Below are 20,288 nucleotides of genomic sequence, written 5' to 3'. Positions count from 1 at the left end.
GCGCTAGAGGCTCAAATGACTCCTATTGTTGACTTGCGTAGCGACACCGTGACCCGTCCGACCGCCGCCATGCGCGAAGCCATGTGGGCCGCGCCGGTGGGCGACGATGTGTTTGGCGATGACCCCAGTGTCAATGCGCTGCAGGACAAGCTGGCTGCCTTGCTCGGTTTCGAGGCGGCGTTATTTATGCCCACCGGCACCCAGAGCAATTTGTGCGGCCTGATGGCGCATTGCGGCCGGGGGGACGAATACATCGTCGGTCAAATGGCCCACACCTACCGCTACGAGGGCGGTGGCGCTGCGGTGCTCGGCAGCATTCAACCCCAGCCTCTCGCGCAAGATGCGGGCGGGCAAATGGCGCTGGCCGACATTGCTGCTGCCATCAAACCCGATGATTGCCACTTCGCCCGTACCCGCCTGCTGTGCCTGGAAAACACCTGGAACGGCAACCCCATGCCTGCGAGTTACCTAGAGCAGGCAACCGCATTGGCGCGGGAGCGCGGTCTCGCGGTGCACCTGGATGGCGCGCGCCTTTTCAATGCGGCGGTAGCAACCCGGCAAGCGGGTGAAACGGCCTTGGCGTCTGCCCGCCGGATAGCGGGTTACTTTGACAGCGTGTCGGTGTGCTTTAGCAAGGGCTTGGGCGCGCCTGTGGGCTCGGCATTGTGTGGCAGCCGCGAGCTGATCGCCCGTGCCCACCGCATCCGCAAGATGGCGGGTGGCGGCATGCGCCAAGCGGGTTTTCTGGCGGCGGCGGCCAGCTTTGCGCTGGACCACCATGTGGAGCGTTTGGCAGACGATCATGCGCTGGCACAGCGCTTGGCTGCGGGCCTGCACGGGATCGACGGCTTGCAGGTGCGCTCGGCCAATACCAACATTGTGTTTGTGGACGTGGAGCAGGGCCGTGGCCCGGCTCTGCTGGCCCACCTGAAGGAGCGCGGCGTGCTGGCCACCGGGCTGATTGGTCTGCGCTTCGTGACCCACTTGGACGTGGACGCTGCGGGTATCGACCGCGCCATCGAAGCGGTGCGCAGTTTCTTTGCCCAGGCCGTGTCGTCCGCACCGGCTGCTGCGCTGCCCGGCGCCGCGGTCTACTAAGCGGAGGCGCGCGGGATGCTCGCAGAGCTGGGAATCGAGCACCTTGGTTGGTTTGTGCTGTCGGGCTGGTTGCTGAACCTGACCCCGGGCCCCGATGTGCTCTACATCGTGAGTAGTGCCCTGCGCAGCGGGGTGCGGGCAGGTATCGTGGCCGCGTTGGGGATCACGGCCGGTTGCTTTGTGCACATTGTGGCGGCCGGCTTGGGGGTGAGCGCGCTGATGGCGACCTCGGCCGTGGCGTTCAGTGTGCTCAAGTGGGTGGGGGCAGCCTACTTGCTATACGTGGGTGTGCGGCTGCTCCTGTCCAAGGCGCCGGATGCTATCAAAATAGAAGCGGGCAGCGCAGATTCGGTAACGGCTGGAGGCCTAAAATCTTTGTTTTTCAGGGGCTTTTGGACGAACGTACTCAACCCCAAAGTGGCGCTGTTTTTTCTGGCCTTTGTGCCGCAGTTCATTACGCCGGGCGCAGCCCATCCCACGGTGGCTTTTCTGGTGCTGGGGGTGCTGTTCAATCTCAACGCCATCCCGATCAATGTCGGTTATGCCGTCCTGGCGGCTTGGGCCGCGCGGCGAACCGCTGCGATCCAGAGGGGCATGCATTGGCTGGACCGGCTGGCCGGCGCCTTGTTTGTCGGTTTCGGAATCAAATTGGCGCTGAGTGCAGCGCCCAAAGTCTAAGGAGTCTGTCATGCCGCACACCGTCAAAATCACCCCCCAAGAGGCCTTGCAGCGCACCATCGAACACCGTGAAATCTTTCACGACGAGATGCTGCACCTGATGCGCCAGATCATGTCCGGCGAGATGTCTCCTGTGATGATGGCAGCCATCATTACCGGCCTGCGCGTTAAAAAGGAAACCATCGGCGAAATTACCGCCGCCGCGCAAGTGATGCGCGAGTTTTCTACCAAGGTGGAGGTTGCGGACAAAACCAATCTGGTGGACATCGTGGGCACCGGTGGCGATGGCAGCCACACTTTCAACATCTCCACCTGCAGCATGTTTGTGGCGGCGGCGGCAGGTGCCAAGGTCAGCAAGCATGGCGGACGCAGCGTGAGCAGCAAAAGCGGCAGTGCCGATGTGTTGGAGGCGTTGGGCCTGAACATCAACCTCAAGCCCGAGCAGATCGCCCAGTGCGTGGCGGAGCAGGGCATCGGCTTCATGTTCGCGCCCAACCACCATCCCGCCATGAAAAATGTGGCTCCAGTGCGCAAGGAAATGGGTGTGCGCACCATCTTCAACATCCTGGGCCCGCTGACCAATCCGGCCGGCGCCCCCAACATCCTCATGGGCGTGTTTCACGCCGATTTGGTGGGTATTCAGGTGCGCGCTTTGCAGCGCTTGGGCGCGGAACACGCTATCGTGGTCTACGGCCGTGATGGCATGGACGAGGTGAGCCTGGGCGCCGGCACACTGGTGGGTGAGCTCAAGAACGGCGAAATCCGCGAATACGAAATCCATCCCGAAGACTTCGGTATGGTCATGGCCAGCAATCGTGCCTTGAAGGTGGAAACCGCAGAGGACTCCAAAGCCATGTTGATGGGCGTGCTGAACAACCAAGGCGGACCGGCCAAAGACATTGTGGTCTTGAACGCCGGTGTCGCACTCTATGCCGCCAATGTGGCGGAATCTATGGAAGCCGGCATCAAGCTTGCGCAAGCTGCTATCGAATCAGGAGCGGCGAAGGCGAAGCTGGATGCGCTGGTGGCCCTGAGTGCCCGGCTGGCGAACTAAACAACAGGAAACATCATGAGCGACATTCTCGACAAAATCGTAGCCGTCAAACACCAGGAAGTGGCGGCCGCTATCCGCCGCAAATCATTGGACATTGTGCGAGCCGACGCGGAATCGCGGGTGCTGACACGCGACTTCGTGGGCGCGCTGCGCAGCAAGATTTCGGCGGGCAAACCGGCGGTGATTGCCGAGGTAAAAAAGGCCAGTCCGTCCAAGGGCGTGATCCGGGAAGACTTCATTCCTGCGGATATTGCGCAGAGCTATGCCGAGCATGGCGCGGCGTGTTTGTCGGTGCTGACCGATGTGCAGTTTTTTCAGGGCGAGGTGGACTACCTCAAGCAAGCGCGCGCCAGCTGCCAGTTGCCGGTATTGCGCAAAGATTTCATGGTCGACCCCTATCAAATTTATGAATCGCGCGCCATGGGCGCTGACGCCATCCTGCTGATTGCTGCGTGCCTGGACGATGCGCAAATGAAAGACCTGGAAGCAATCGCTCTAAGCCTCGATATGGCGGTGCTGGTGGAGGTCCATGACCAAGCTGAGTTGGAGCGCGCCTTGAAGCTCAAAACGCCGCTGCTGGGCATCAACAACCGCAATTTGAAAACGTTCGAAGTGACGCTGGACACCACGCTCGCCTTGCGGGCCATGGTGCCGGCGGACAAGCTGTTGGTAACCGAGAGCGGCATCCACACCCGGGACGATGTTTTGCGCATGGGCGCCGCCGGTGTGAACGCATTTCTGGTGGGCGAGGCGTTCATGCGGGCGCCAGAGCCCGGCGAGGCGCTGGAGGCGCTGTTCGGCTGACCCGCATGCATTTTTCGCTGCTGCCGTATGACGGGGGCGGGCCAGCTTTTGCGAGCTCGCAATTGCAGTTTGCTGATCCCGGGCGGTGGCCAGTTCATCCGGGTTGGCAGGCTGTCACCGATCCATTTTTCTCTGGCGCGGTGGGCCAAGGGCTTCTCGGATTCTTGCAGCAGCGCTTGGCGGCGGGCGCGGTCATTTTTCCTCCGCAGCCAATGCGTGCCTTGGAGCTCACGCCGTTGAACTCCGTCAGAGTGGTCATCCTCGGGCAAGACCCCTACCATGGCCGCGGCCAAGCGGAAGGTCTTGCTTTTTCGGTGGCGTCCGGAGTCGCTGTGCCGCCTTCTTTGCGCAATATTTTCAAAGAACTGGCGCGCGAGCCTCTCGCGCTCGATGGCTGCTTCCCCATCACGCAGGGCAGCCTGTTGTCGTGGGCAAGTCGAGGTGTCTTGCTGCTCAACACCTGCTTGACGGTGGAAGAGGGGAAGCCCGCGAGCCATGCACGCCGCGGCTGGGAGACTCTGACGGATGCAGTCATCAGCGCGGTATCGGGTGCCCCGGGCCGTGTGATTTTCATGCTCTGGGGGGCGCATGCCCAAAGCAAGCGGACGCTAATTGACGAAGGCCGTCACACGGTGCTGTATGCGAATCACCCGTCTCCCCTTTCTGCCCTGCGCCCACCAGCGCCCTTCATCGGATGTGGTCATTTTTCCGAGGCAAACCGGATATTGTCCGCAGAGTGATTCGTCCCGGACGCTGGGCGCCCAAGAACTATTTCAGTGCAATTTGCAAAAAAAACAGCGCGAAGGTGACGCGGTGGAATAAAGCTGGCATAATCCGGGGTTCACCGAAGGAGAGGTGGCCGAGTGGTTAATGGCAGCAGACTGTAAATCTGCCCTCTTACGAGTACGCTGGTTCGAATCCAGCCCTCTCCACCAGTGACTTGAAAGACTGTTAGATTGGCGGGCCTGTGCGGGGTTCGTATAGTGGTAATACCTTAGCCTTCCAAGCTAAAGCGAGGAGTTCGATTCTCCTACCCCGCTCCAAAGTCGCAAGTTGCTGTGTTTGTGGTGTTGAGATATCAAGGTTTGCGGAAGCAAATCTTTGCCCTTTTGGCTCAGTGGTAGAGCACTCCCTTGGTAAGGGAGAGGTCGCGGGTCCGATTCCCGCAAAGGGCACCAATTTTGGCGTTGCCGCTGGCATGCTTGTGATGGCGGTAGTACGGCGATAGTTATTTGTTTGAACCTATTACTTTTCGGAGCTAAGCATGGGTAAAGAAAAATTCACACGTACCAAGCCACACGTCAACGTGGGCACCATTGGTCACGTGGACCACGGCAAGACCACACTGACAGCGGCTATCACCACTGTGTTGGCAGCCAAGTTTGGCGGATCCGCCAAAGCGTACGACCAGATCGACGCAGCGCCTGAAGAGAAAGCACGCGGCATTACCATCAACACTGCACACGTTGAGTACGAAACCGCCAACCGCCACTACGCACACGTGGATTGCCCCGGACACGCTGACTATGTGAAGAACATGATCACTGGCGCGGCACAAATGGACGGCGCTATTCTGGTTTGCTCCGCAGCTGACGGCCCAATGCCTCAGACACGTGAGCACATCTTGTTGGCTCGCCAGGTGGGCGTGCCTTACATCATCGTGTTCCTGAATAAGTGCGACATGGTTGACGACGCTGAGTTGTTGGAACTGGTTGAAATGGAAGTTCGCGAACTCCTGTCCAAGTACGACTTCCCAGGCGACGACACCCCCATCATCCACGGTTCCGCCAAGCTCGCCATGGAAGGCGACAAGGGTGACTTGGGCGAAGGCGCGATCATGAAGTTGGCTGACGCACTCGACTCCTACATCCCCCTGCCAGAGCGCGCAGTGGACGGCGCATTCCTGATGCCCGTGGAAGACGTGTTCTCGATCTCCGGTCGTGGCACCGTGGTGACAGGTCGCGTTGAGCGCGGTATCGTCAAGGTCGGTGAAGAAATCGAAATCGTTGGTATCGCCGACACACAAAAGACCACCTGCACAGGCGTCGAAATGTTCCGCAAGCTGCTCGACCAAGGTCAAGCAGGCGACAACGTTGGTATCTTGTTGCGCGGCACCAAGCGCGAAGACGTGCAGCGCGGCCAAGTGCTGTGCAAGCCCGGTTCGATCAAGCCACACACCCACTTCACTGGCGAAATCTACGTTTTGTCCAAGGATGAAGGCGGACGTCACACTCCTTTCTTCAACAACTACCGTCCCCAGTTCTACTTCCGTACAACGGACGTGACCGGTGCGATCGAGTTGCCAGAAGGCAAAGAAATGGTGATGCCTGGTGACAACGTGTCCATCACTGTGAAGTTGATCAACCCCATCGCCATGGAAGAAGGCCTGCGTTTCGCTATTCGCGAAGGCGGTCGTACCGTGGGCGCCGGCGTGGTTGCCAAAATCATCGCGTAAAGGAAAGTCTGTAGGGGTATAGCTCAATTGGCAGAGCGTCGGTCTCCAAAACCGAAGGTTGTAGGTTCGATTCCTACTGCCCCTGCCACCGAAACGGAATTCGGTGGATAACCAAGAGCCCGCTACCGTGTAGCGGGCTTCAGCGTCTTAAGGTCGCTGAAACCGAATGCAAGCAAACGCGAAAAAATAACATGGCATCGACTCAAATTGAAACCGTCAACACGGGCGCAGACAAGTTCAAGCTTGCCGCGGCTGTGGTATTGCTGTTGGCGGCTTTGGCTGCCTTTTATCTGTTGGGCAAGCAAGGTCAGGTTGCGCAATGGGGTGCTTTGTTAGTTGGACTCGCGTTGTCTGCTGCTGCCTTCTTTTCTTCGGAATCCGGGCGCCAGTTGATTGCATTTGGGCGCGACGCATGGCGTGAAGTGAAAAAAGTGGTCTGGCCTGAGCGCAAAGAAGCGATCCAGATCACGGCTTACGTTTTTGGATTTGTGTTGATCATGGCGGTGTTCTTGTGGTTGACTGACAAGACGCTGGAGTGGCTCTTTTACGACTTGATCCTGGGATGGAAGAAATGATGACTGACGATGTGCTAGTTCCCGCTGCGGAAGCGGCTGCGTCTGCTGCCAATCCAGATTTGCGTTGGTACGTGGTCCATGCGTACTCCGGCATGGAGAAGGCTGTGGAGCGCAACATTTTGGAGCGTATCCAGCGCGCTGGCATGCAATCCAAGTTCGGTCGCATCCTGGTTCCCATGGAAGAGGTTGTAGAAGTCAAAAACGGCCAAAAGAAAACAACTGAGCGCAAGTTCTTTCCTGGCTACGTCTTGGTTGAGATGGTCATGGATGACGATACATGGCACTTGGTCAAGCACACGAACAAAGTTACAGGATTTGTGGGTGGTGCTAAAAACCGCCCAGCGCCTATTTCTGAGTCTGAAGTGATGAAAATCGTCAATCAGATGCAAGAGGGTACTGACAAGCCCCGTCACAAGATTGAGTTTGTGGTGGGCGAGTTTGTTCGGGTAAAGGAAGGTCCTTTTACCGACTTCAATGGTTCAGTGGAAGATGTGAACTACGAAAAGAGCAAGGTGCGCGTTTCGGTCACTATCTTTGGTCGCTCTACTCCGGTCGAACTGGAGTTTTCTCAAATCGAGAAGACCTGACAATTTTTGGCGCATTGCGCCGCGGCTTAAAGTGTTTTTCGACTCGGCACTTTGGGCAATTTTTGAGTCGCTAGCCCCGGGGAGCTGAGACCAGTTGCTGGTTAGAGGCGTTTGACCCGTCAGGAGAAATCATGGCAAAGAAGATTGTCGGCTTTATCAAGCTGCAAGTACCGGCCGGTAAGGCCAACCCATCCCCACCTATTGGCCCCGCATTGGGTCAACGTGGTCTGAACATCATGGAATTCTGCAAGGCATTCAATGCCCAGACCCAAGGTGTTGAGCCAGGTCTGCCACTGCCTGTGGTGATCACCGCGTTTGCTGACAAAAGCTTCACTTTTGTTATCAAGACTCCGCCTGCGACAGTCCTGATCAAAAAGGCTATCAAGTTGGACAAGGGTTCTGCCCGTCCCCACGTAGATAAGGTTGGCAAGATCACCCGCGCTCAGCTTGAAGAAATCGCAAAGACCAAGATGAAGGACATGACTGCCGCCGACCTCGACGCTGCTGTTCGTACTATCGCTGGCTCTGCCCGTTCCATGGGCGTGAATGTGGAGGGCGTGTAAATGTCCAAGCTGACTAAAAAACAAAAGACCCAAGTGGGCAAAATCGACAGCCTCAAGCTGTACGCATTGACTGATGCTTTGGCTTTGGTCAAGGAATTCGCTAACGCAAAGTTCGATGAGTCCATCGACGTTGCAGTGCAATTGGGCATTGACGCTAAGAAGTCTGACCAAGTAGTTCGCGGTGCTGTTGTGTTGCCTAACGGCACCGGCAAGACAAAGCGCGTTGCTGTGTTTGCTCAAGGTGCTAAGGCTGAAGAAGCTAAAGCCGCCGGTGCAGATGTGGTTGGTATGGACGACCTCGCCGCCATGGTGAAGGCTGGTGACATGCCTTTCGATATCGTAATTGCTGCTCCTGATGCGATGCGTATCGTGGGTACATTGGGTCAGATCCTTGGACCACGTGGCTTGATGCCTAACCCCAAGGTTGGCACAGTCACCCCAGACGTTGCTACGGCAGTGAAGAACGCCAAGGCTGGTCAAGTGCAGTTCCGCGTTGACAAGGCCGGTATCGTGCACAGCACCATCGGTCGTCGTTCGTTCGAAGCTGGTCAGTTGCAAGGTAACTTGGCCGCTTTGGTCGATGCTTTGAACAAAGCTAAGCCCGCATCTAGCAAGGGTCTGTACCTGCGTAAAGTGGCGGTGTCTTCTACGATGGGCGTTGGCGTTCGCGTCGACATCCAGTCCATCGCGGCGTAATCGTGAATTTGGGTTGGCCCTCGGGCCAATCCGATGTGGTGGGCCGGGTATGCTGTCGAGGCGTACCTGGGCCATCCAAGACCGTTGGTGTGCCCTAGGCACTTAATTTTTGCCAACGCAGATGGCGATCCCGCTGCAGATGGAATGAGAGTTCTGTTAACAGTTGGTCGCTGCAATGTGGAGCATGAGCAGCGTAAGTTGCAAAGTGCATTTAAAGGAGTAGACCTTGAGTCTGAATCGCAGTGAGAAAGAAGCGGTCATCAGTGATGTGACCGGCCTCGCCGCTAAAGCTCAAACGCTCGTGATCGCGGAATACCGTGGCATCACGGTCGCTGACATGACCAAACTGCGTAATACAGCACGCAGCGCTGGTGTGAGCCTGAGTGTGTTGAAAAACACCTTGGCTCGCCGCGCCGTTGCTGGTAGCGCGTTTGAAATTGTGTCCGACCAGATGACCGGTCCTCTGATCTACGGCTTTTCCGAAGACGCAGTAGCTGCCGCTAAGGTAGTTGCCGAGTTCGCGAAAACCAACGACAAGTTGGTGATCCGTGCTGGTGCGTACGGCGGGAAGGCTCTGGACGTGAACGGCGTGAAGCAATTGGCAAGCATCCCTTCGAAGGAAGTGTTGTTGGCTCAGTTGTTGGGCTTGATGCAATCCCCCATTTCCCGCACAGCACGTGTGTTGTCGGCATTGGCGGAGCAGCGTGGCGCTGGCGCAGCAGAAGCTGCCCCCGCAGAGGCAGCTGCAGCGTAATCGCTGCCTGTCTGTAGTAACCAATATTGTTAGGAAATCAAAATGGCATTCGATAAAGACGCATTTTTGACCGCGCTGGACAGCATGACGGTCATGGAACTCAACGACCTGGTGAAAGCCATCGAAGAGAAATTTGGTGTGAGCGCTGCTGCTATGGCTGCTCCTGCTGCTGCTGGTGGCGGTGCCGCTGCTGCTGCAGAAGAGAAGACTGAATTCAACGTTGTCTTGACTGAAGCTGGCGCAAACAAAGTGTCCGTCATCAAGGCAGTGCGCGAAATCACTGGTCTGGGCTTGAAAGAAGCCAAGGACCTGGTTGACGGCGCGCCTAAGGCAGTCAAGGAAGGCGTTTCCAAGGCTGACGCTGACGCTGCTAAGAAGAAGCTGGAAGAAGCTGGCGCTAAGGTCGAACTCAAGTAATCGACCGATTCGCATGGGCTGGAGGTTCCAAAAGGGCCTCCAGCCTTTGCCGCTTGTAGGCTCCGCATTAGTGTGCACAGGAAAGTAGTGACCAACTCCTTTCCTGTGTCTTCTGATCCGACTGCAGAAGATGCCTTGGTACGGGTCGCGTGCAACGCGCGACCGTCCGCCAATGATTGGTAGTGGCCAATCGCCAAGTCTGTTGAGAGTGCTCAACGCGACAGTCGCCTAGGACCCCCAGGATTCCTCAGCCTTTGCCCGGAGATCTAATGGCTTACACATACACAGAACGCAAGCGAATTCGCAAAAACTTCGGTAGTCGCGATAGCGTGCTAGAGATCCCTTATCTGCTGCAAATGCAAAAAGACGCCTACACAGCGTTCTTGCAAGCAGACATCACACCGAAAAAGCGTACCGCCGAGGGCTTGCAAGCTGCCTTCGAAGCTGCTTTCCCGATCGTTTCGCACAACGGTTTCGTGGAAATGAAGTACCTCGAGTACAACTTGGCCAAGCCAGCTTTTGACGTTCGTGAATGCCAGACCCGTGGCTTGACCTATGCTTCTGCGGTTCGTGCAAAAGTGCAACTGATCATTTATGACCGTGAGTCTTCGACCGGTCAGAACAAAGTGGTCAAGGAAGTCAAAGAGCAAGAGGTCTACATGGGCGAAGTGCCCCTGATGACTGGCAAGGGCTCTTTTATCATCAACGGTACTGAGCGCGTGATCGTGTCCCAGTTGCATCGCTCCCCTGGCGTGTTCTTCGAACATGACAAGGGTAAGACCCACAGCTCTGGCAAATTGCTGTTCTCTGCGCGCATCATTCCTTACCGCGGTTCTTGGCTCGACTTTGAATTTGACCCCAAAGACTTGCTGTATTTCCGCGTTGACCGTCGCCGCAAAATGCCGGTCACGATCTTGCTCAAGGCCATCGGCCTGAACAATGAGTCCATCCTCGCCAATTTCTTTGTGAACGACAACTTCCGCTTGATGGACAGTGGCGCGCAAATGGAATTCGTGGCTGAGCGTTTGCGTGGCGAAGTCGCACGCTTTGACATCACAGACAAGTCGGGCAAGGTCGTTGTTGCCAAGGACAAGCGCGTCACAGCACGTCACACCCGTGAATTGGAACAGTCCGGCACTACACACATCAGCGTCCCTGAAGACTTCTTGATTGGCCGCGTCGTCGCGCGCAATGTGGTCGACGGCGACACCGGCGAAATCGTGGCGAAGGCCAACGAAGAGCTGACAGAAGCACTCCTGAAGAAACTGCGGACTGCAGGTATTCAGGACTTGGCTTGCATCTACACCAACGAGTTGGACCAGGGCGCTTACATTTCGCAAACCCTGCGCACCGATGAAACGGTAGACGAGTTCGCAGCCCGCGTGGCTATCTACCGCATGATGCGTCCCGGCGAGCCGCCCACAGAGGACGCAGTTCAGGCGTTGTTCCAACGCTTGTTCTACAACCCCGACACCTACGATCTGTCTCGCGTGGGCCGTATGAAATTCAACGCCAAGATGGGCCGCTCGGAATCTACCGGCCCGATGGTGCTGACCAACGAAGACATCCTGGCTGTCGTCAAGATCTTGGTGGATCTGCGCAATGGCCGTGGTGACGTCGATGACATCGATCACTTGGGTAACCGCCGCGTACGTTGCGTGGGGGAATTGGCCGAGAACCAATACCGTACAGGTTTGGCACGCATCGAAAAAGCCGTGAAAGAGCGTTTGGGTCAGGCAGAGCAAGAGCCCCTGATGCCGCATGACCTGATCAACAGCAAGCCGATTTCGGCAGCCTTGAAGGAATTCTTCGGCGCCTCGCAGCTGTCCCAGTTCATGGATCAGACCAACCCGTTGGCAGAAATCACCCACAAGCGCCGTGTATCGGCCCTTGGCCCTGGTGGTTTGACCCGCGAACGCGCTGGCTTCGAAGTGCGAGACGTGCACGTGACCCACTATGGTCGCGTGTGTCCTATCGAAACTCCAGAAGGTCCAAACATCGGTCTGATCAACTCTTTGGCGCTGTACGCACGCCTGAACGAGTACGGTTTCATTGAAACCCCTTATCGCCGTGTGGTGGACAGCAAAGTCACCAATGACATCGACTACCTGTCTGCGATTGAAGAAGGCAAGTACGTTATTGCCCAGGCCAACGCGACACTGGACAAGGAAGGTACGCTGACCGGCGACTTGGTGTCTGCACGTGAAAAGGGCGAATCCATTCTGGTGAGCGCTGACCGCGTTCAGTACATGGACGTGTCGCCTGCCCAGATCGTGTCGGTGGCTGCTTCTCTGGTTCCATTCCTGGAGCACGATGACGCCAACCGCGCTTTGATGGGTGCCAACATGTCGCGCCAAGCCGTGCCTGTGTTGCGTCCTGAAAAACCGATGGTGGGTACCGGTATCGAGCGCGTCGCCGCGGTCGACTCCGGCACTGTGGTGACAGCGACCCGTGGCGGTATCGTCGATTACGTCGACGCGACTCGAGTTGTGATCCGTGTAAACGATGCAGAAGCGCAGGCTGGTGAAGTCGGTGTGGATATCTACAACCTGATTAAGTATCAGCGCTCCAACCAGAACACCAACATCCATCAGCGTCCTATCGTGAAGAAGGGCGACAAGCTCGCCAAGGGCGACGTGATTGCCGACGGCGCATCGACTGACTTGGGCGAAATCGCCATTGGTCAGAACATGTTGGTCGCGTTCATGCCATGGAACGGCTACAACTTCGAAGATTCGATCTTGATCAGCGAGCGTGTGGTGGCAGAAGACCGCTACACCTCCATTCACATCGAAGAACTCGTGGTGATGGCGCGTGACACCAAGTTGGGTGCGGAAGAAATTACGCGCGATATTCCCAACTTGAGCGAACAGCAGCTCAACCGTTTGGACGAGTCCGGCATCATCTATGTGGGTGCAGAAGTTCTGCCGGGAGACACCTTGGTTGGCAAGGTCACGCCGAAGGGCGAAACCACGCTCACCCCTGAAGAAAAGCTCTTGCGTGCGATCTTCGGCGAGAAGGCCAGCGACGTGAAGGACACTTCTCTGCGCGTGGATCAGGGCAGCTCTGGCACCGTGATCGACGTGCAAGTGTTCACCCGTGAAGGCATTCAGCGAGATCGCCGTGCCCAGCAGATCATTGACGACGAACTCAAGCGGTTCCGTCTGGATCTGAACGACCAGTTGCGTATCGTGGAAGCGGACGCATTTGATCGTATCGAAAAGTTGTTGACTGGCAAAGTCGCCAATGGCGGCCCGCAAAAGCTGGCCAAGGGCACCAAGCTCGACAAGGCTTACCTGACTTCCGTGGAGAAATTCCACTGGTTTGACATCCGTCCTGCGGACGAAGAGGTGGCAAGCCAGCTCGAAAGCATCAAAAACTCCTTGGAGCAAACTCGCCACAGTTTCGACCTCGCTTTTGAAGAAAAGCGCAAGAAGTTGACGCAAGGCGACGAGCTGCCCGCAGGCGTGTTGAAGATGGTCAAGGTCTACATCGCTGTCAAGCGTCGCTTGCAACCCGGTGACAAGATGGCCGGCCGTCACGGTAACAAGGGTGTGGTCTCCAAGATCACTCCTGTTGAAGACATGCCTTACCTCGCGGACGGTACGCCGGTGGACATCGTGCTGAACCCTCTGGGCGTTCCATCGCGTATGAACATTGGTCAGGTGTTGGAAGTGCACTTGGGCTGGGCCGGCAAGGGCTTGGGTCAGCGCATTGGCGACATGCTGCAACGCGAAGCGGCCTCTACCGAGATCCGTGGTTTCTTGGAGCAGGTGTACAACAGCACCGGCCGCAAAGAAGACCTCGCTCAGTTGACGGACAGCGAAGTTCAAGACATGGCCAAAGAGCTGATTACCGGTGTGCCGTTCGCGTCACCCGTGTTTGATGGCGCTACCGAAAAAGAAATCGGTGACATGCTGCAGTTGGCGTATCCGGATGATGTGGCCAAGGCCAAGGGCTTGACCGCTACCCGCACACAAGCCCAGCTCTATGACGGACGCAGTGGTGATGCCTTCGAGCGCACCACCACTGTCGGCTACATGCACTACCTGAAGCTGCACCACTTGGTGGACGACAAGATGCACGCCCGTTCTACCGGCCCATACAGCTTGGTGACCCAACAGCCACTGGGCGGTAAGGCCCAGTTCGGTGGCCAGCGCTTCGGTGAAATGGAAGTGTGGGCGCTGGAAGCCTACGGTGCTTCTTACGTGCTGCAGGAAATGCTGACGGTCAAGTCCGATGACGTGCAAGGTCGTACTAAGGTGTACGAAAACATCGTCAAGGGCGAACACTCTATTGAAGCCGGCATGCCGGAATCGTTCAATGTGCTGGTCAAGGAAATCCGTTCCTTGGGCATCGACATTGAGCTGGATCGTTCTTAAAGACAAGGGAAAGAGTCACATGAAATCTTTACTCGACCTGTTCAAGCAGTTCACGCCCGATGAGCATTTTGATGCCATCAAGATCGGCATGGCGTCGCCTGAAAAGATCCGTTCCTGGTCTTTCGGCGAAGTCAAAAAACCTGAAACTATCAACTACCGCACCTTCAAGCCTGAGCGTGATGGCTTGTTTTGCGCCAAGATTTTCGGGCCCATCAAGGACTACGAATGCTTGTGCGGTAAGTACAAGCGCCTGAAGCACCGCGGTGTGATCTGCGAAAAATGCGGCGTTGAAGTCACACAGACCAAAGTGCGTCGTGAGCGCATGGGTCACATTGACTTGGCTGCGCCTTGCGCACACATCTGGTTCCTGAAGTCTTTGCCGAGCCGTTTGGGCTTGGTGCTGGACATGACTTTGCGTGATATCGAGCGCGTGTTGTACTTTGAAGCATACGTGGTGACCGACCCCGGCATGACCCCGCTGAAGAAATACAGCATCATGTCTGAGGACGATTACGACGCCAAATTCCAAGAATACGGCGATGAATTCATTGCCAAAATGGGCGCCGAGGGCATCAAAGACTTGCTGGAAAGCATTGACATCGATGGTTCCATCGAGAAGCTGCGCAACGACCTGACCGGCTCTGAGCTGAAGATCAAGAAGAACGCCAAGCGCCTCAAAGTGCTGGAAGCCTTCAAGAAATCCGGCATCAAGCCTGAGTGGATGGTGTTGGACGTGTTGCCCGTTCTGCCACCGGACTTGCGTCCCCTGGTTCCCTTGGACGGCGGCCGCTTTGCGACCTCCGACTTGAACGACCTGTATCGCCGCGTGATCAACCGCAACAGCCGTCTTCGCCGTTTGCTGGAGTTGAAGGCCCCTGAAATCATTGCCCGCAACGAAAAGCGGATGCTGCAAGAAGCCGTGGACAGCTTGCTGGACAACGGCCGTCGCGGCAAGGCCATGACTGGCGCCAACAAGCGCGCCTTGAAGTCCTTGGCCGACATGATCAAGGGTAAGAGCGGCCGTTTCCGCCAGAACTTGCTGGGCAAGCGCGTAGATTACTCTGGTCGTTCCGTGATTACCGTGGGCCCAACGCTTAAACTGCACCAGTGCGGTCTGCCTAAGCTGATGGCCTTGGAATTGTTCAAGCCATTCATCTTCGCGCGCCTGGAAGCCATGGGCATTGCGACCACCATCAAGGCTGCCAAGAAAGAAGTTGAATCCGGCACCCCCGTGGTGTGGGACATTCTGGAAGAGGTCATCAAAGAGCACCCCGTGATGCTGAACCGTGCGCCAACGCTGCACCGTTTGGGTATCCAAGCTTTTGAGCCTATTCTGATTGAAGGCAAGGCTATCCAGTTGCACCCTCTCGTTTGCGCGGCCTTCAACGCCGACTTCGACGGTGACCAAATGGCTGTGCACGTACCGCTGTCGGTGGAAGCGCAAATGGAAGCTCGCACTTTGATGCTGGCCTCTAACAACGTGCTGTTCCCTGCCAACGGCGAACCTTCCATCGTTCCTTCGCAAGACGTGGTGTTGGGCTTGTACTACACCACCCGTGACCGTATCAACGGCAAGGGTGAGGGTCTGGTGTTTGCGGATACCGGTGAAGTCCAGCGCGCTTTCGACGCGGGCCAAGTGGAACTGAACGCACGTATCAACGTTCGTTTGACTGAATGGACCAAGAACAAGGAAACTGGCGAATTCGTGCCTGAAACCAAGCTGTGGGAAACCACCGCGGGTCGCGCCTTGTTGTCTGAAATCCTGCCCAAGGGACTGCCTTTCGCCAACATCAACAAAGCGTTGAAGAAGAAGGAAATTTCCAAGCTCATCAACGTGTCCTTCCGCAAGTGCGGACTGAAGGAAACCGTGGTGTTTGCCGACAAGCTGCTGCAAAGCGGTTTCCGTTTGGCAACGAAGGCAGGTATTTCCATCTGTATCGACGACATGTTGGTGCCACAGGAAAAGCACGACATCATCGGTCGCGCCCAGAAGGAAGTAAAAGAGATCGAACAGCAGTATGTGTCCGGTCTGGTGACTTCCGGTGAGCGCTACAACAAGGTGGTGGATATCTGGGGCAAGTCGGGTGACGAAGTGTCCAAGGTAATGATGGCCAAGTTGTCCAAGGAATTGGTGACCGATCGCCATGGCAACCAGGTACAACAGGAATCCTTCAACTCCATCTACATGATGGCCGACTCCGGTGCGCGCGGCTCTGCTGCCCAGATCCGTCAGGTGGCCGGCATGCGGGGTCTGATGGCCAAGCCTGATGGCTCCATTATTGAAACGCCTATTACCGCGAACTTCCGCGAAGGTCTGAACGTGTTGGAGTACTTCATCTCCACCCACGGTGCCCGTAAGGGTCTGGCCGATACCGCGTTGAAGACAGCGAACTCCGGTTACCTGACACGTCGTTTGGTCGATGTGACCCAGGATCTGGTGGTGACCGAACAAGACTGCGGCACACACGGTGGTTACCTGATGCGCGCCATTGTTGAAGGCGGTGAAGTGATTGAATCCCTGCGCGACCGTATTCTTGGTCGTACCGCTGCGGATGATGTCTTGCATCCTGAAACACGTGGCGTGCTGTTGCCCGCGGGCTCCATGCTGGACGAAGACGAAATCGAAATGCTGGAAGCTGCTGGCGTCGACGAAGTCAAGGTCCGCACCGCTCTGACTTGCGAAACCCGCTTTGGTATCTGTGCCAAGTGCTATGGACGTGACTTGGGTCGCGGTGGTTTGATCAACGGCGGCGAAGCGGTCGGCGTGATTGCAGCGCAGTCCATCGGTGAACCCGGTACTCAGCTGACCATGCGTACCTTCCACATCGGTGGTGCGGCATCCCGTGCGGCGATCGCTTCCAGCGTGGAAGCCAAATCCAACGGCAACATCGGCTTCAATGCCACGATGCGCTATGTGACCAACAGCAAGGGCGAGTTGGTGGTGATTGCTCGTTCCGGCGAAATCATCATTCACGATGAGCATGGCCGTGAGCGCGAACGCCACAAGGTTCCTTATGGTGCCGTGTTGACTGTCAAGGTGGATCAATCCATTAAGGCCGGCGCAATTTTGGCGAACTGGGATCCTTTGACACGCCCCATCATTACCGAGTTCGCGGGTAAGGCGCATTTCGAAAACGTCGAAGAAGGCCTGACCGTTGCGAAGCAGGTGGATGAGGTGACTGGCTTGTCGACTTTGGTGGTTATTGACCCCAAGCGTCGCGGCGCTGCCAAGGTAGTGCGTCCACAAGTGAAGCTGATCGATGCATCGGGTCACGAAGTGAAGATTCCCGGAACCGACCACTCCGTGACTATCGGTTTCCCTGTGGGATCGTTGGTTCAGGTGCGTGACGGTCAGGACGTGGGCCCCGGCGAAGTGCTAGCCCGTATTCCTATCGAAGGTCAAAAGACCCGCGACATTACCGGTGGTCTGCCACGCGTGGCCGAACTGTTTGAAGCACGTTCGCCGAAAGACAAGGGTGTCTTGGCTGAAGTGACCGGTACCGTGTCCTTCGGTAAAGAAACCAAAGGCAAGGTCCGCTTGCAAATCACCGATCCAGAAGGCAAGGTCTGGGAAGAGCTCGTGCCCAAGGAGAAGAACATCCTGGTGCACGAAGGCCAGGTGGTCAACAAGGGTGAGTCGGTGGTGGACGGCCCAGCCGATCCGCAAGACATTCTGCGCTTGTTGGGCTCAGAAGAGTTGGCGCGTTACATCGTGGACGAAGTTCAAGACGTTTACCGTTTGCAAGGCGTGAAGATCAACGACAAGCATATTGAAGTGATTGTTCGTCAGATGTTGCGTCGTGTCGTCGTGGAAAACGCTGGCGATTCCGGCTACATCAATGGCGAGCAGGTGGAGCGTTCTGAAATGCTCAACACCAACGACGCTTTGCGTGGTGAGGGCAAAATCCCTGCAACCTTCACCAACTTGCTTTTGGGTATTACCAAGGCATCGTTGTCGACAGACAGTTTCATTTCTGCGGCTTCGTTCCAGGAAACTACCCGTGTGTTGACCGAAGCTGCCATCATGGGCAAGCGCGACGAGCTGCGCGGACTGAAGGAAAACGTGATCGTCGGTCGCTTGATTCCTGCTGGTACCGGCTTGGCTTATCACGAAGCACGTAAAGTCCGTGAGTCCATGGATGACGCTGAACGTCGTGCCATCGCTGAAGCTGAGGCCGCTGAGCTGGCTGGTACGGCTGACTTGACAGAAGACGTGGCTGCTGCGGACGATACCTCTGCTGAGTAATCTGCGCTTCTGAACGAAAACGCCCCAGGTTGCGCGCAACTTGGGGCGTTTTTTTTGCTGAGTTGCAAATGGAGAACGAGGCTAGAAATGGGACAGACGCTTTATGTGTGGTTGCTTTGTGCCTGCCTGTTGTTTTGGTTGATGGGCGTACACAATCGCTTGATGCGGCTCCGTGCGCGGGCACTCGCGATACTGAGTGCTCTCGAGAAGCAAGTCTTGTCAGGGATACTGCCCTTACAACATCGCTTGGTTGCAAGTCCTGCGGATACGCCAAACAACGCATCAGACGAATACCGTGCGGAATGGCTACAAGCGCTGCGACTCATGGAGGAGGTCTGGGCTGCTCCCCGAAAAGATCGTCTGGATATGGATGCCCAGCAGCAGCGAACAGAGAGCTGGGCGAAGTTGATGACAGCATGGAGCGCTTGGGTTTCTGCCCCTCCTGATTTGGCAGGGCCTTGTGTTCCCGATTCATTTCGCCTCGAGTGGGAGGCGAGTACAGCAAAAGCTATCTTAATTTCAGATGCCTTGAACGCGATATTGAAAGACTACAACGAGGGCGTCAGTGAGGCGCCTGCTTGTTGGGTTGCACATTTTTTCGGATTCAAGGTTAGTGCATTAATAGGGATCAAATGAGTGAGATACAAAGGTCGCCCGAGCTGTGGCGCCAATTGAAGGCGACTGTAGATGTCCTCTTGCAGGTATCTAACGGTCAATCAGGTAGTGCTGCCATGGATGCTGTGCCGCCTCACTTGCGTGGAGCGGTTCAAGCGTTGGCTTTTCATGCGTGGCGTAATCAAGGCAGATCGACTGCGATTCGCTCGCTCCTCGCCAAAAAACCGCCAGCCCCACACGCTGACGCATTGTTGTGTCTCGCGTTGGGCCTCCTATCGAACGATGCAGATGCCAGTTATGACGCTTTCACTTTGGTGAATCAAACGGTAGAGGCTGCCAAGCAATGCCCGCGCACCCGACCCCAGGCAAATTTCATCAACGCCTGCTTGCGGCGGTATTTGAGAGAGGCTCCCCAGCTCCTTGCAGAGGCAGGTAGGCGCTTGGAGGCCCGTTGGAATCATCCCCTTTGGTGGATCAAAAAAGTACAGCAGGATCATCCCGACCGTTGGGAAGCGGTGCTGACGGCAGCAAATCGCCATCCCCCAATGACGTTGCGCGTAAACCTCCGCAAAGTGACAAGCGCGCAATACGCACTATCACTGCAAACAGCCGGTATCGAGGTCAGCAACGCCTACGGTTCATGCATAGAATTGGCAAAACCAGTCGCGGTAACCCAGCTCCCCGGTTTTCAAGAGGGGTGGGTCTCCGTGCAGGACGGTGCCGCCCAAGTTGCCGCGACACTTTTGCTTGAGGCGGCTACTCCTCAAGAACGGCCACGCATCTTGGACGCATGTGCTGCGCCAGGCGGAAAAACTGCCCACCTCTTGGAGCTCGTCGAGGCGGATGTCTTTGCGTTGGAAATTGATCCAAACCGGGCTCAGCGAATCGAGCAAACTTTGAACCGCTTGGGCCTGACTGCGACGGTGCTCTGCGCCGATGCCGCTGAGCCTCCCACTTGGTGGGATGGCCGTCCTTTTGACTACATTTTGCTGGATGCCCCCTGCACCGCTTCGGGCATTGTTCGGCGGCATCCCGACATACGTTGGCTGCGCCGCCCCACAGATGTGGCACAGCTTGCCGCAGAGCAGCGGCGGATCCTCAAGGGACTATGGCCCTTGGTGAAAGAGGGTGGGCGCTTGCTGTACTGCACCTGCTCCATTTTCAGGGCCGAGGGGGATGAACAAGTGAAAGCGTTTCTAGATAACAACAAGGACGCTCGCCTTCTTCAGTCTCCCGGCCATTTAATTCCCGCTACAGTGCCCACTCTATCCGTGATGGCCGACAATCAAATCGGTGACCATGACGGCTTCTTTTATGCACTGTTCGAAAAGACGAGGGTTTGAAAAGCTCCTGCACAGACTGTG

At 56.6% G+C, this 20,288-nt stretch carries 16 protein-coding genes and 4 tRNA genes; all 20 read left to right on the top strand.

Annotated elements, in window-relative coordinates; all coding sequences use genetic code 11:
• Window positions 1-15 precede the first annotated feature (15 nt).
• The 20 genes from ltaE to rsmB all read left to right on the top strand — a co-directional run bounded on the left by ltaE (window position 16) and on the right by rsmB (window position 20,267).
• Window positions 16-1,098, top strand: a complete 1,083-nt coding sequence (gene ltaE / locus RAE21_RS14250; protein WP_313881929.1) for a low-specificity L-threonine aldolase — start codon at window positions 16-18, stop codon at window positions 1,096-1,098.
• A gap of 15 nt (window positions 1,099-1,113) precedes the next feature.
• Entirely contained in the window at window positions 1,114-1,776 is a 663-nt protein-coding gene (locus tag RAE21_RS14245) for a LysE family translocator (RefSeq protein ID WP_313881928.1), read from the top strand.
• A gap of 10 nt (window positions 1,777-1,786) precedes the next feature.
• Window positions 1,787-2,830, top strand: coding sequence for an anthranilate phosphoribosyltransferase (gene trpD, locus RAE21_RS14240; protein ID WP_313881927.1), 1,044 nt, complete (start codon window positions 1,787-1,789; stop codon window positions 2,828-2,830).
• Between the two features lie 15 nt (window positions 2,831-2,845).
• Window positions 2,846-3,634, top strand: a complete 789-nt coding sequence (gene trpC / locus RAE21_RS14235; protein ID WP_313881926.1) for an indole-3-glycerol phosphate synthase TrpC — start codon at window positions 2,846-2,848, stop codon at window positions 3,632-3,634.
• 5 nt (window positions 3,635-3,639) lie between these two features.
• Window positions 3,640-4,374: a uracil-DNA glycosylase gene (locus tag RAE21_RS14230; RefSeq protein WP_313881925.1), complete on the top strand. Its 735-nt coding sequence runs from the start codon at window positions 3,640-3,642 to the stop codon at window positions 4,372-4,374.
• Window positions 4,375-4,483: 109 nt separating this feature from the next.
• Window positions 4,484-4,569, top strand: a tRNA-Tyr gene (locus RAE21_RS14225).
• Between the two features lie 34 nt (window positions 4,570-4,603).
• Window positions 4,604-4,677 (top strand) — tRNA-Gly (locus RAE21_RS14220).
• 60 nt (window positions 4,678-4,737) lie between these two features.
• Window positions 4,738-4,812, top strand: a tRNA-Thr gene (locus RAE21_RS14215).
• A gap of 86 nt (window positions 4,813-4,898) precedes the next feature.
• Window positions 4,899-6,089: an elongation factor Tu gene (gene tuf / locus RAE21_RS14210; RefSeq protein ID WP_296510516.1), complete on the top strand. Its 1,191-nt coding sequence runs from the start codon at window positions 4,899-4,901 to the stop codon at window positions 6,087-6,089.
• A gap of 12 nt (window positions 6,090-6,101) precedes the next feature.
• Window positions 6,102-6,177, top strand: a tRNA-Trp gene (locus RAE21_RS14205).
• A gap of 103 nt (window positions 6,178-6,280) precedes the next feature.
• Window positions 6,281-6,664 carry a preprotein translocase subunit SecE gene (secE, locus tag RAE21_RS14200; RefSeq protein WP_313874244.1) on the top strand — a complete coding sequence of 128 codons (384 nt, stop codon included), beginning with the start codon at window positions 6,281-6,283 and terminating at the stop codon, window positions 6,662-6,664.
• The gene (gene nusG, locus RAE21_RS14195) at window positions 6,664-7,251 is read left to right on the top strand and encodes a transcription termination/antitermination protein NusG (RefSeq protein ID WP_313874243.1); all 588 of its coding nucleotides are present in this window, start codon (window positions 6,664-6,666) and stop codon (window positions 7,249-7,251) included. The genes secE and nusG overlap by 1 nt, the downstream gene beginning before the upstream one ends.
• Window positions 7,252-7,382: 131 nt before the next feature.
• Window positions 7,383-7,814 carry a 50S ribosomal protein L11 gene (gene rplK / locus RAE21_RS14190; protein ID WP_313874242.1) on the top strand — a complete coding sequence of 144 codons (432 nt, stop codon included), beginning with the start codon at window positions 7,383-7,385 and terminating at the stop codon, window positions 7,812-7,814.
• Window positions 7,815-8,510 carry a 50S ribosomal protein L1 gene (rplA, locus tag RAE21_RS14185; protein ID WP_313874241.1) on the top strand — a complete coding sequence of 232 codons (696 nt, stop codon included), beginning with the start codon at window positions 7,815-7,817 and terminating at the stop codon, window positions 8,508-8,510.
• 226 nt (window positions 8,511-8,736) lie between these two features.
• Complete coding sequence (rplJ, locus tag RAE21_RS14180) at window positions 8,737-9,264, top strand: 50S ribosomal protein L10 (RefSeq protein ID WP_313874240.1); 528 nt, start codon at window positions 8,737-8,739, stop codon at window positions 9,262-9,264.
• A gap of 42 nt (window positions 9,265-9,306) precedes the next feature.
• Window positions 9,307-9,681 carry a 50S ribosomal protein L7/L12 gene (gene rplL, locus RAE21_RS14175; RefSeq protein WP_296510512.1) on the top strand — a complete coding sequence of 125 codons (375 nt, stop codon included), beginning with the start codon at window positions 9,307-9,309 and terminating at the stop codon, window positions 9,679-9,681.
• A gap of 269 nt (window positions 9,682-9,950) precedes the next feature.
• Window positions 9,951-14,063: a DNA-directed RNA polymerase subunit beta gene (rpoB, locus tag RAE21_RS14170; RefSeq protein WP_313881924.1), complete on the top strand. Its 4,113-nt coding sequence runs from the start codon at window positions 9,951-9,953 to the stop codon at window positions 14,061-14,063.
• 19 nt (window positions 14,064-14,082) lie between these two features.
• Window positions 14,083-18,309, top strand: a complete 4,227-nt coding sequence (rpoC, locus tag RAE21_RS14165) for a DNA-directed RNA polymerase subunit beta' (protein WP_313881923.1) — start codon at window positions 14,083-14,085, stop codon at window positions 18,307-18,309.
• 87 nt (window positions 18,310-18,396) lie between these two features.
• Window positions 18,397-18,945, top strand: coding sequence for a hypothetical protein (locus RAE21_RS14160; protein ID WP_313881922.1), 549 nt, complete (start codon window positions 18,397-18,399; stop codon window positions 18,943-18,945).
• Window positions 18,942-20,267, top strand: a complete 1,326-nt coding sequence (gene rsmB / locus RAE21_RS14155) for a 16S rRNA (cytosine(967)-C(5))-methyltransferase RsmB (protein WP_313881921.1) — start codon at window positions 18,942-18,944, stop codon at window positions 20,265-20,267. The genes RAE21_RS14160 and rsmB overlap by 4 nt, the downstream gene beginning before the upstream one ends.
• The last annotated feature ends 21 nt before the right edge of the window (window positions 20,268-20,288 follow it).

The sequence above is a fragment of the Rhodoferax potami genome, assembly GCF_032193765.1.
GTDB lineage: Bacteria > Pseudomonadota > Gammaproteobacteria > Burkholderiales > Burkholderiaceae_C > Allorhodoferax > Allorhodoferax potami.
Note: the sequence above shows the minus strand (reverse complement) of the source record. Positions and strands in the feature narration are given on the sequence as shown.